This window comes from cf. Phormidesmis sp. LEGE 11477 (assembly GCF_015207105.1).
In the GTDB taxonomy this organism is placed as follows: Bacteria; Cyanobacteriota; Cyanobacteriia; order Phormidesmidales; family Phormidesmidaceae; genus Phormidesmis.
Map to the genome: position 1 here is coordinate 1 of NZ_JADEXO010000157.1, position 11,446 is coordinate 11,446.

The 11,446-nt window shown below is 48.6% G+C and carries 11 protein-coding genes; 6 read left to right on the forward strand and 5 right to left on the reverse strand.

Annotated elements, in window-relative coordinates:
- Positions 1-140: 140 nt before the first annotated feature.
- The 3 genes from IQ256_RS29875 to IQ256_RS26350 all read left to right on the forward strand — a co-directional run bounded on the left by IQ256_RS29875 (position 141) and on the right by IQ256_RS26350 (position 3,635).
- On the forward strand, positions 141-434 hold the full coding sequence (locus IQ256_RS29875) for a hypothetical protein (RefSeq protein ID WP_228025310.1): 294 nt from the start codon (positions 141-143) through the stop codon (positions 432-434).
- Positions 435-802: 368 nt separating this feature from the next.
- Positions 803-1,150, forward strand: coding sequence for a hypothetical protein (locus tag IQ256_RS26345; RefSeq protein WP_193858668.1), 348 nt, complete (start codon positions 803-805; stop codon positions 1,148-1,150).
- 355 nt (positions 1,151-1,505) lie between these two features.
- Positions 1,506-3,635, forward strand: a complete 2,130-nt coding sequence (locus IQ256_RS26350; protein ID WP_228025311.1) for a hypothetical protein — start codon at positions 1,506-1,508, stop codon at positions 3,633-3,635.
- Between the two features lie 36 nt (positions 3,636-3,671).
- Here IQ256_RS26350 and IQ256_RS26355 read toward each other — a convergent pair whose 3' ends face one another.
- Positions 3,672-4,874 carry an RNA-guided endonuclease TnpB family protein gene (locus IQ256_RS26355; protein WP_193858670.1) on the reverse strand — a complete coding sequence of 401 codons (1,203 nt, stop codon included), beginning with the start codon at positions 4,872-4,874 and terminating at the stop codon, positions 3,672-3,674.
- Positions 4,875-4,923: 49 nt separating this feature from the next.
- Between IQ256_RS26355 and tnpA the strand changes: the two genes are divergently transcribed.
- Positions 4,924-5,325 (forward strand): IS200/IS605 family transposase, encoded by a 402-nt coding sequence (gene tnpA, locus IQ256_RS26360; protein ID WP_193858671.1) that lies wholly within the window; start codon positions 4,924-4,926, stop codon positions 5,323-5,325.
- A 55-nt stretch (positions 5,326-5,380) separates the two neighbouring features.
- Here the strand turns inward: tnpA and IQ256_RS26365 are convergent, their stop codons facing one another.
- Together IQ256_RS26365 and IQ256_RS29880 are read right to left on the reverse strand one after the other, a co-directional pair.
- Positions 5,381-6,022, reverse strand: a complete 642-nt coding sequence (locus IQ256_RS26365; protein WP_193858672.1) for a hypothetical protein — start codon at positions 6,020-6,022, stop codon at positions 5,381-5,383.
- The gene (locus IQ256_RS29880; RefSeq protein WP_228025312.1) at positions 6,015-6,494 is read right to left on the reverse strand and encodes a hypothetical protein; all 480 of its coding nucleotides are present in this window, start codon (positions 6,492-6,494) and stop codon (positions 6,015-6,017) included. The genes IQ256_RS26365 and IQ256_RS29880 overlap by 8 nt, the downstream gene beginning before the upstream one ends.
- A gap of 709 nt (positions 6,495-7,203) precedes the next feature.
- Between IQ256_RS29880 and IQ256_RS26375 the strand changes: the two genes are divergently transcribed.
- Positions 7,204-7,986 carry a ParA family protein gene (locus IQ256_RS26375; RefSeq protein WP_193858673.1) on the forward strand — a complete coding sequence of 261 codons (783 nt, stop codon included), beginning with the start codon at positions 7,204-7,206 and terminating at the stop codon, positions 7,984-7,986.
- Complete coding sequence (locus IQ256_RS26380) at positions 7,983-8,501, forward strand: hypothetical protein (RefSeq protein ID WP_193858674.1); 519 nt, start codon at positions 7,983-7,985, stop codon at positions 8,499-8,501. Before IQ256_RS26375 ends, IQ256_RS26380 begins: the two co-directional genes overlap by 4 nt.
- A gap of 206 nt (positions 8,502-8,707) precedes the next feature.
- Here the strand turns inward: IQ256_RS26380 and IQ256_RS26385 are convergent, their stop codons facing one another.
- Both IQ256_RS26385 and IQ256_RS26390 read right to left on the reverse strand, forming a co-directional pair.
- Positions 8,708-9,544, reverse strand: coding sequence for a hypothetical protein (locus tag IQ256_RS26385; protein WP_193858675.1), 837 nt, complete (start codon positions 9,542-9,544; stop codon positions 8,708-8,710).
- Positions 9,545-9,693: 149 nt separating this feature from the next.
- Positions 9,694-10,980 carry an RNA-guided endonuclease TnpB family protein gene (locus tag IQ256_RS26390; protein ID WP_193858676.1) on the reverse strand — a complete coding sequence of 429 codons (1,287 nt, stop codon included), beginning with the start codon at positions 10,978-10,980 and terminating at the stop codon, positions 9,694-9,696.
- Between the last annotated feature and the right edge of the window lie 466 nt (positions 10,981-11,446).

The following is an 11,446-nucleotide window of genomic DNA, read 5'->3' on the forward strand; positions in this document are numbered from 1 at the left end:
AAAAGCTAGAGAATCACATCGGTGCAATATGGATGTTCATTCATGAATACAACCGTTCAGTCAGAAAGAAGATGGCAGAAAGCGAAGAACCTGTTTTTTCCTCTGTCCTTTACTAAAATGCACTACCGAGAAACTAAGTCATGACATATTCTCCAAAGATAAATGAGCTTACTGCCGATACTCATGAAAAAACAGCTCCTGCGTCTGAAGCTCAGTACCAAACAACCCACAGGATCGATTTCCTAAAGGTTGAAATGATCAAAGCATCAACGCCTATCGTACTGGCGCTGATTGGCGGAGGGCTTGGTATCGCTGTTATTTTTTCAGACGGTCAAAAGGATTCTGCAGCTGGATTTGGCTTGGCTGGTGCTGCGATCGCAGGTGCCGCTGGTCTAGCCCAGCCCTACAAAGAACAAGATCAGTCAGACCACTAACGGTATCAATCTATGGAGAGACTTCACCGCTTTCTCTCTTTAGAGTTGTGAGTCATTCATGTTTCTTTTTGTTAATTCTTGAATTATAAAAACTGTCACAATCTAAAGGATTATATGTTCATACTTCCGAGTTATTGATACATAGATAGAACAGATTTTGGCTGAAGCTACACAAACAGCCTTTTTTCTATACAGAATCACCCATTATTTACACAGAGCGTATACACAACTTATACATAACGTATACATAAACAGCAAAATTTGTGCATAAACATCACTTTTGCGAAAGAAGCAACAGTGCTTTAGTTTGTTGTGTGAAAGTTCAGTGTATTGAATTGATTCTATGCCTTCTTCTATCAGACTAGAATATGGACTTGCAGACTTCGACCGTAATCCACGCTACGAACCAAAGTACATCACTAGAATTTCCATTCGTAGGCGGTAGAGGGGATGATACCCTCTACCGCAATGCCTCTAGAAATAAGTTGAAAGGACGCGGCGGTGACGATGTCTTGATTGGCGGCGCTGGCAATGATTCTTTGGATGGGGGCGGGGGATTGATGGATCAGAGTTTGTGTTGGGCCTACCTTTCGCAGGGTCTAACGAAGGGATATTTGTGGTCCTTCATCGTGGTATGGCTATTGATTGCTATGGCGATCGCGATAAACTTTTGTCAATTGAATACGTATGGGGTACTACTTCTAACGATGAGATGATTGGTGTCAATCTTGCTGTTTTTACTCAAATAGTGGAAAGCGCGATAGAGTCCAGGTTCTCGCTATTCTATTCGGTGGTATGGCTGTCAAAGCCTCTGATGTCAACACATTTGCGTCTGTTTGAACAAGAATTAGAGTGATGATAACCCAGCCTCCTAGACGAAGAAGAGTAGATCCACCAAAGCTCAAACCAAGACTAAAGGAGAAGAGAAGGACTGCAGTTCCATCAAAGTCCAAACAGCCACAGCAACGGTCTTCTGTCGCGCCGCCCATACTAGCGAGACCACCGCATCTGCAAACATGCGCTCCGATCAAACTAAAGTCCTCTCCCCTGGATGCCACGCTCGAACAACAGTTGAACGACTTCACAGAGGTACTTGGATACAAACCAGGCGATCGCCTCTATGTGCGGGCGCTGCTGCCGAAGAATCTATCAGATGAGTTAGCCATAAAACAAAACCTCAAGTTCGAGATTGAGGAGAACGGTAAGAAGCGACTGATACCGAACACTCGGCGCGGCTATCTTACTGTCGGGAGCTGGGAGTTTGTGCATATTCGTAAGAACAAGGAGCCAGCAGTTTACGAAGCGGGGCTAACTAAGCTCTTGGAATTAAATCAAGAGGGCAGAGGAATCTACTTTGTCGTGAATCCGGGCGGTGAGCATGATAGCAAAATCTTAGAAGCTCGCTCTGTGTTCTGGGAATGTGACGACAAGAATAAGGCTGAGCAGATTGAACAAGCTCAGACCTCAGGACTACCGCTAGGAGCAATGGTCGAGACTTACAAATCGGTTCATTGCTACAGTCCTTTGTCCTTGCCAGTTACGGAGCTAAACGAGTGGAAAAAGCTGCAAGAGCGTGTTATTCAAATGATGGATGGCGACGCAGCTATTCGCAACAGTTCAAGGCTAATGCGCTTACCTGGCTTCGACCATGTGCGCGTCGGCGAGAAGGGTACTTCCGATGAGCGGCTGCTCTTCAGCCCAGTCGCGCTTCGACATCTGGACAAGGCTGCCCGGTGTTCTGTTGAATTGATAGAGGCGAAGCTGCCTCAGTGGGACAAAGAACGATGGGGTAAGGAAGCGAAGAGCCGCGCTGCCGGTAGGGAGGTAACCGGGCAGGCGATCGCACCGACGCCTGCGGCTGACAATCCCTGGGATATCAGAAACTTTTCGCAGTATCTCGACGGCGATCGCTATTCTCAGAATGGTTGGTTGAAGGTACAGTGCCCGCACCATGGTGGCGAAGGACACAGTGGCGATAGCTTAGGCGTTAATGAAGCGACTGGGCAATTTACTTGTTACGGCGGATGCGACACAAAAGATGTGTACCGAGCTGCTCGGGAGTTAGCAACGTCGCGCGGCTGGAAGCCACCGCAGCAAGTTGAGAAGGAAGAGAAAGGCTCTTGCAAGAAAGAAGACTTGCAGCCTCAGATCAAGTTGAAGACGAGCACACAGAAGAACGACTTGCTAAAGAGCGGTAGACCAAGTGATATCGAAGCGCCAATCGATAAGATCGCTCTCGCCAGCAACACAATGTGCATTTATGCCGAAGATAGGAAGGATCAACCAATCCTTGTTGATACAGAGGAAGCTATGGAGACTGATACCAATAGATCTGAGTTTGACAGGCAAGAGCAAAAGCTTGATCAGCTCATTAGAGATAATCTAGCGGAAGGAAGACACTTTGAAATTCGAGATGCGAGTGAAGATGGCTATCAATGGTTGAGCGATGACCTTTTTTATGACGCTTACATAGGAGACGAGTACACTTTCTATGGGTCGTATGAAGAGGCCAAAGACGACGCGATCGCATCCCTTACCAGAGTGTATAAAGAGTTTGCCTGCACACCTATCGGTATTCCTATTCAGTACAGAGATTTTGTAGTCTCTCAGGATGATCCCCACTACACCTCATGGTGGAGCCGGGGAGAGACGTTTGGGAAAGAGCATAGAGATACCTTGTATGGAGACAAATATGATGCTCGTGAAAGTGCGATCGCGTCTCTGTACAGAGAATACCGTAGGATGGGTTTGACAACTGATTTGAAGGACCCCTTTGAGGAAGATGAGATCGTTTCGGTAATACGCGACAACACCTCTGAAGCATTCAGGCAAGAGTGGGCCGAGAGATATACTATGCCTGAAGTCGAGGCCATCCGAATAGAATGGGCAGAGTCTATAAAAGAGCCTGTCGTGAATGGTTATCTTATAGCCCGAAAACAGGAGTCATCGGTTGTTGAAACAAGAGGAAAAATAGAACAGGTTCGGACTAAGAATCATCTGTTTATCCTTGATGAAGGACAGAAAAAAATGACTCTTAAATCAGCAGCAGGAGAAGAGATAGCAGAATACGATATAGAGGAAAACAGGGCGCTTTGTGCCGATGAAATCAGCGTAGATGATGTTCGTCATTGGAAAGAAGTGCAGAAGCTCATAGCATCCGTACAGTCTAACGGACTAGAGAAGAAACCTTTAGAAATTTGACATGCTCCCCGGACTAAAAGTCCAAGGATTCTAAAGCTAGGCGAACAGGCTAAGCTGCTGCTCTACTTTGTGGCTTAACGCTTCAACGGGCACGGCTAGCAAGCTAGTCTGACGTGCCCTCTGCGTTCGTTTAGAGTCGTGGGCTAATCCAGCCCCGACTATGTTTATATTCTCGGCGGCATTTTGGTCTCTATCATGCTCAGCGCCGCAGTTGATACAAAGAACAGAGCGGACCGAAAGGTCTAACTTGCCCCACCTAAAGCCGCAACCAGAGCAGGTCTGAGAGGTCGGTTCCCACCGACTAATGATATTGACAGTGCGGTTGACGTACTGAGCTGCTTTACTCTCTAACATCGTGCGAAATTCACGCCAGCCCTGCTGCGAGATAGCGCGGCTCAGCTTGCGATTCTTCACCATGCCTGACACATTCAAGTCTTCAAGGCTCACCGTTTGGTTCTCACGGACTAGCTTCGTAGACTGGGTATGTAGAAAGTTTTTACGGATATTGCGAATCTTGAGCTGTAGTTTTGCAAGCTTCAGTCGGGTCGCCTCACGACGATTAGAACCCTTTTGCTGACGAGCCATGCGCTTTTGCAAGCGCCTAACTTTTCTGTCTAGTTGACTATAGTCGGGCGCTTTGATGGGCTTGCCGACACTCGGGAATGCAAACACTTTAATGCCCAAATCAATCCCGATGGACGGGCGCATGGGTTCAACGCTCTTCTGTTCAACTTCAACAACAAAGCTGGCATGGTATTGACCAGCCGTGTTTTTGACTATGGTTACAGAGCTAGGCGCAGACGGCAGCTCACGCGACCATCGCACCTTGAATGCCCCCATTTTTGCCAGTATCAGCTTCCCATTCGAGAGACTAAACCCTCTTTGGGTAAACCGGGCTGACTGAGCATTCGAGCGTTTTTTGAATCTAGGAAACCTTTCCCGTCCGTTCCCTTTCAGCGCTGCGAACCAGTGCTTGAAGGCGAAGCCCAAGTCTTGAACCGACTGCTGCAAAGGCACAACCGAGACCGAAGAGAGCCACTCCCTAGCGCTAGTCTGCTTGGCCTGGGTAATCACCCGCTTCTGAAGCTCAGCGTTGCTAGGCCACTTCTCGCCTTTCGGCGTAGCTTTCACCGTGGCTAAGGCATCGTTATACACCACACGCACACAGCCAAACACCTGAGCAAGTTTGTTCTGCTGCAAGCGGTTGGGATAGATGCGATAGGTATAACGAGCTTTCATCGGCTGTGTTAGAGTTGTCCTGCAATAAATATAGCGGCTATAGCAAGCAGTGGCACCCCCTGAATTTAGGCGAGAGCGGCATAGTGTTACTGACCTCAAAATACATTTAATCTGCATCACTAAGTACCGAAGTAAAGTGTTCACTGATGAAGGGCTTGAGTGTATAGAATTGGCCATGCGCTCTGTTGCAGATGCGATGAAGTTCAGGATTCTAGAATTTAATGGGGAAGCAGATCATGTTCATGTGTTGTTGGAGTTCCCGCCTAAGCTCAGCGTCTCTGTGTTAGCCAAGCATCTCAAGGGTGTTTCTAGCCGAGCATATAACAAGGCAGGTTATCCAAAGCCCGCGCCGAACACCCTTTGGAGTCCTTCCTACTTTGCTTCCTCTGTTGGCGGTGCGCCACTAAACGTGGTTAAGCAGTACATTGAGCAGCAGGCCAGATCCCACTAGAAACAACAGCGGACTAAAGTCCGGGGCTTCAGACCCACCCCAGAGTGGTGATGCGTCAAGGCTGATTTTTTCTGTAGAATACGCTGATTTCGCCATAGAAGCATTCTTGCTGCATGAGCCAGCGGTCGTGGCCAAGAAGAAGACCAAGCCAAAGTTCTATAGGGGCTAGCTGAGTGCTTTCGAGCAGTAGCCCAAAGGTCATCGCTTCGTTCTGTGCCTGCTCACAAAGTACAGTAGCAATTCTCTCAATCCAGTCACGAGAATTTTCTGCGTGTGCAACGGCGATCGCGTCTTCAGCAGACTGAATGGCCTCCTCCACCGCTTGAACAACCTCTTCTTCGTCGAGCGCAGTCGGCTCATCCTGCCGCGCACTTCTAGGCAACGAATCTATTTCGGTGACCAGACTATCTATAGAGAAATAGAAAGTATCTTTCTCTCCGGTGACTTCAGCTAGCCAGTCGCTGTCGAGTTCCGGCTCTTGACCAAAAGCTTCTATCGCTTCAAATATTTCCTCAGCGCGATCACAAAAATCGTCTGTATCTTGAACGATGAGTTCAGCAGCGATCGCAAATAGAGTGACGAAGAAATTCTGCTCGCCGTACTTTAGTGCTCTTTGAGTGACCTCATCGCGAAAGCGACTAGCTTCTGCTTGAGCCTGCTGCCACTGCTGCGCCGATAGCTTAGTCGCCTCATTCATCAGTCTCTTCCCCACTTTGCTGACAAAGGGGGCACAGCGAAGCGGGCTGTCTGGACTGGCTGATTCTGATGTCTTGTCCGAACTGGGCTTTGAGTACGCCCAGCACATTTTTAATATGACTACGTAGCTTGGTTTGTGGCACGCCTTTTAGATGAATAGGGTTGACCCGAGAAAGCGTTTGCCCATCGTCAACGACTACGAACTCGATAGCGTGAATAGGTCCATCAGCCCTGTCTCTGTAGAAAATCATGGACACTTCAGGCGGTAGATCATGCCCAAAGAGGGGGATGTCAAGGGTTTGTACCCGTTGCCGCCGCTGCTTGCTGCGCTTCTTAGCCTTGTTTACAGAGTGGTTTGCATAGTAAGAGCGCTTAGAACGGCAAGTCTGCCCTTTCCAGCACGGCTTCTGCTGAGCCACTTCAACTGATTGAGCAGCACAACGGATGCATTCAGGGTTTTTCCGGCGCGGCATAGCAAGGCAATTGAAACGTAGTCTGATTTTAGTCTGATTCTACTAGATTCGCCATAGTTATGACGGTATTGCGCTGGTTTCGCGAGGAGCCCCTAACTGCTGCTATCGCAGCTTTGGAGGAAGTCTTACTCGTCCCGTCTCTCATATCGCTATTTCTGATTAGCTAACACTGAACTTACGTCCGCTGCATAGGTCGCCTAAAGCATAAGCAAGATGAGTAATTAGACATTTAACCATGTGTGTAGTGACATTGTTGTATCACTAGGCTTATATGTCATTAGATACCTGTATTATTACCTCTTTATGTAATAGGTTGATGATGTAATGATGTGATTATACAATCACATCAACTAGTCTTAACGCCTCTACATAGTTATATAAAAAACTGATTATACAACCGATATCTCTAGATATCGCTCTTGTGATTATATAATTTACTGGTTGTATAATCGCTGTGGTTCTTTGTTCATAACGGTTTTTCGATATGAGTGTGATCATACAATTCACTTTCAGTCCTGCAATAGAATGCTATGCCGCTTCGTGGGTACTATTGACGTTCTATCAATGTCTAAGGTAGTCAATAACTCATGACATCAGAGGTTCATTACTCTTTGAGCTAGTTGTGTAATTATACAATTAACTAATGGTATGTTTATGCGTAGATATAGAGATATCAAGAGATAACATAAACAAGTATGGGGAATGAGTGATGAAAATCTTAGCAAGTTTATCCTTAGCGGGCGGGCAAGGTAAAACGACAACAGCAACCCTGCTTGGCAAGCACCTAGCCGCAGCAGGCTACACCGTCTTAGTCATAGACGGCGACCCGCAGAGTAACCTTACTACCTTCCTAGGCCACGAAGTTGCCCAAAACGAACCAACCCTACTCGAAGTCATGAAAGCGAGTGTCGAATTAGAGGACGCTATCTACGAAACCAAAATTAAGAACCTATACCTTATCCCATCAGATGATGGCCTCGACAACGCCCAAGAGTATCTGAGTACGACCGGCATGGGCGCAATGGTGCTTAGAAAACGGCTCTCCCCTGGCCAAGGCACCTTCGATATCTGTCTAATTGACTCGCCACCTCAAAGAAGCCAAATTTGTAAATCTATTATCGGCGCAGCAGATCGCATTGTTGTGCCGTGCGAAGCGACCGTTAAGGGCTTTGGTTCTCTCGTTCGTACCCTAGAAGCCGTCAATGAACTCAAAGATCTAGATGCAGCCAAAGCCGAACTAATGGGTGTCATTCCATTTCGAGATCGTTGGGTAGGAGCCAACCAAACACAAGAGAGCCGTTCGGTTATCGAAGCAATGCGCGAAGAAGTGGGCGAAGACTTAGTCCTCCCCTCCATCCGCGAATCGGAGCAATTCAAAAAGGCTATTAGTCAACAAACTACCCTAGCAGAGCTAGGTGTTCCTGACCTAGCTTATCCCTTTGACGTACTAGTCGAGCGCATCGAATCAATGGAGGCAGTAGCAGTAGCATGAGCGACGATATGCTTCGCCGGATTAAACGCCGCAACAAAACTGCGAGGCCGAGCGTAGAACGTGACACCTCCCTAATCAAACCGTCTGACCTTACACAGCCAGTTCAATCCTCTTTGCCTGTCTCAACTCAACCACTGCCAACTGCTACAGCAGCCTCCTCGGAAGTGCGATCACCCGTGGTAGCGCCTACGCCATCGCCTGCCCATCAGTCAGCTGAAATTGCACCAACTCAGAGTGCAGCAGCAGGAGCGACGGCTATTGAAGCAGAACTCGCTACTCTGCCACAGGTCTCACAGCGACGGAACATTCGTTTAGAAGTAGAGCTAGAGAGTCTTCTGCTAAGCTTCTGCCAAGAGAATGACATCACAGTTGAAACGTTTTTGGAAGCCTGCTTTGTTGAAGCAGAGCAGAACGCTAGATTTAAAGCAGAGATGGTGACTGAGGCGCAGCGCCGAGTGCAACAGCGAAAGCAGGCGGGAAAACTACGGCGAGTGCTCTCACAGCTAAAAAGGTGAATTAGCTAATTGTATAATTACATAATGATATAATATACCTTTACTATTCGTGTTACTTTTCTGAGTTCTTGGAAAAAGTAACACGAATAGTAAGATGGCGATGTCTCCCCTGCGTGGCTCCTTCTGTAGAAAGCACGCCTTCTACAGAAGGCTGCAGTTTCCTCTGTGTCGCTGCGATCGCTTCCTTGCTCTGCTTCAGAATTTTCCTAACCGCGTAGTCTATTTGCATCGAGCTTTTGCTGAAACTTGATCTGAGTAAGTCTGATTGCTTCATCATGAGCGCGCTCTAAGTCCTCGAACTCCATGACCGCAACCATCTTCTCGCAGAACCCGACCATTTCAAGACCGATAGATTCAGGGATGTAATTTCGAGCGATATGCTTGGAGCCACTCATGGGCGCTTCCCAAGCCTTCTTCATCTCAGCCGCGTCCATGCCAAAGAGACCCTTGTAGACATAGTTCGTCCACTTGCCATATTTGAATGGATTGTTGCCGCCCTGCTCAGAGATCGCCCAGGCCCAGTCCTTACGAGCAGGCTTACCTGCTTCCCTAGACACTAACCACTGCTGAATCCGCTGACTATCCTCATAGGTATAGGTGCGCTTAAGCACGGTATAAGCCGCCGCATAGAATCCCTCAGCCGCAAACCAACCTAGAAAATCAATCAGACCGTTCTTGGTTTCAGTGCCGAGTCTTCCTGGCTTCTTTGCCCATTCCTTAGAGAGCTCAACCCAATCTGCTGCCTCAATCACCTGGTAGGTATTCCCATCGTTGGCCTCAACTGGGGTGATCTTAAAGAGTTTGCCAGAGGGCAGCTTCAAATACTTTCCAGCTTCCAGCGTATCTTCAGCTTCCTCATCTGCTGCGACCTCAATTACCCTACGTACCAAGGTACTTACTGGCATATTGGTGTGCCTGCTCATCCCGCGCAAACCAATCCCAACCGTGGGCTTTCCTGGTCCGAGTCCATTCGGGTCAATGACGACGACCGTGAACTCGCGCCCTAAAAAACTAAGTGGTAGCAGCTGACCTGTTTCCAACATAAGCAGACATCACCTGTAACAGCAGTCTCAGTCTATTTGAAACGTTGAGACCAAGAACAATAAAAAGCTTGGCAGCTCGCCAACTGCCAGAGGTTTAAGGACTTACCCATGCAATCCGCTCGTTGCCTGGAGTGACATACTCCCAACGCTCATGCTAGGCATAGAGCGCGGGCTTCTCCATCTCGGTTGGCCCGAGACTTCGCGTTTTTGAGTGAGGCAATGCCCAACCCCACTTGCTTGATTAAGATGCCAGAGTTGATGTCACGCTGGCATGAAAAACCACAGTGCGGACAATCATGCCAGCGGTCAGATAACCCCTTCGGCACCCGGCTTAGACAGCTCGCACAATGCTGGGAGGTACCAGCAGGACTAACTTCCACGACTCGCTTACCAGCTTTCGCAGCTTTGTAAGGCAAGATGTTGGTCAAGAACCCTGCTATCCCCGCATCGGCAAAACTTTTGTTTAGGCCAGACTTAGCCGCTTGACCATTCGGTAAGTAAGCACCGTCTTCAGCCTGCTTCGGCTTGTTCTTACGCGCCATATTCGACACGCGCAAGTCTTCAACAAAAACAACATCGGCTTTATCCAACAACCGTCCAGCGACTTCGTAGTGCCACTGCTGCCGCTGCCGCGCTACCTTCTGGTGCAGCTTAGCAATACGCTCGTTCAGCTTACGTCGTCCTTTGCTGCCCTTTGGCCGATGCTCCCGCTTCGCTTGCAGTCTGCCAAGCTTAGTTTCAGCTTGCCGATAGAACTTAGGCAGCGGTTCACCACTGCCATCAGAGCCAGCAACAAAATATTCCAACCCCGCATCTATACCGATACTGTTTGCTTCAGTTGGCTCGACATCGACAATTGGTGTATCCGGTACGCGCTTATCTTCAAGCGTCAGACTCACGTACCAACCGTCAGCCTTCAGGGTGACTAGCGCCCGCTTGAGAGCGAAGCCTGCCGGCATAGGCCGATGGCGAATGAACTTGACTTTGCCAAGCTTAGGCAAAGTAATGCGATTGCTAGAAATATGCTCAGAACGCAACTGCGTAAACAGCATTGTTCTATATCGGCCTTTGCCCTTAAACCTGGGTTTGCCACTGCGCTTGCCGCTGCTGTCGCCTTGGATGAACCGAGAAAAAGCTAGATCAACCCGCTTAGCAACCTCTTGCAGGGTGTGACAGGGCAGCTCTTTGTACCAGGGCCGAACTTTCTTCATGGGTGACAAAGACCGCTTCTGAGCGTAGTAGTCTGGTCTTTCCTTCGGCAATGCAATACTACACGTCAGCGGGCAGGCGTTCACCGCACAGCGGTTCATCTCCCACCAGTCGAAGCGCTCACCGAGCAACCAGTTGTACTGAGCCCGCAGCATATCGAGCCAGCGCGTCATCTGACAGCGCTGTTCATAAGTCGGCAATAGCTTGTACTGGTAGGCGATTTTCATGGTCTAATCATAGCAGAATTGACATCATATTGACATCATGAAGCAGGCAACAGTCAGGTTAAGCGATTTGGAAATGCAGCACTTGCAGGCATACTGCAAAGTAACCGAGAGAACGCAGAACGATGTACTGAGAGAGTGTGTGAGAAGATTACAGCTCTCAGGGGTATTGAGTCCCATCGAGCCGCCTGCAATTCTTCCCGACGCTCACGCTAGCAAGTAGAGCGCGGGGCTGCTTGCAACTTAGCTCAAAGAGGAGACTCGTTTGCTGCCGATGCGACGGAACCGGGCGAGCGATCTTATTCTAACACCAAGTTAGTGACGCACTCCCACCACTAAACCTGATCGGTTATAGCGGGGGCTTCTTTAGAAGCTAGAGTGTTGTTGCCGTCCCGAAAGATAGACAAGATTTGCTTCGTGGTACTATCGGTCATATCGCCAGATATGATTATCTTCCCACTACGCCGTT

Coding starts and splice junctions, on each gene's coding strand:
- IQ256_RS29880 (WP_228025312.1), bottom strand. CDS start 6,494: ATGCCGCGCCGGAAAAACCCTGAATGCATCCGTTGTGCTGCTCAATCA.
- IQ256_RS26345 (WP_193858668.1), top strand. CDS start 803: ATGGACTTGCAGACTTCGACCGTAATCCACGCTACGAACCAAAGTACA.
- IQ256_RS26385 (WP_193858675.1), bottom strand. CDS start 9,544: ATGTTGGAAACAGGTCAGCTGCTACCACTTAGTTTTTTAGGGCGCGAG.
- IQ256_RS26355 (WP_193858670.1), bottom strand. CDS start 4,874: ATGAAAGCTCGTTATACCTATCGCATCTATCCCAACCGCTTGCAGCAG.
- IQ256_RS26380 (WP_193858674.1), top strand. CDS start 7,983: ATGAGCGACGATATGCTTCGCCGGATTAAACGCCGCAACAAAACTGCG.
- IQ256_RS26365 (WP_193858672.1), bottom strand. CDS start 6,022: ATGAATGAGGCGACTAAGCTATCGGCGCAGCAGTGGCAGCAGGCTCAA.
- IQ256_RS26375 (WP_193858673.1), top strand. CDS start 7,204: ATGAAAATCTTAGCAAGTTTATCCTTAGCGGGCGGGCAAGGTAAAACG.
- IQ256_RS29875 (WP_228025310.1), top strand. CDS start 141: ATGACATATTCTCCAAAGATAAATGAGCTTACTGCCGATACTCATGAA.
- IQ256_RS26390 (WP_193858676.1), bottom strand. CDS start 10,980: ATGAAAATCGCCTACCAGTACAAGCTATTGCCGACTTATGAACAGCGC.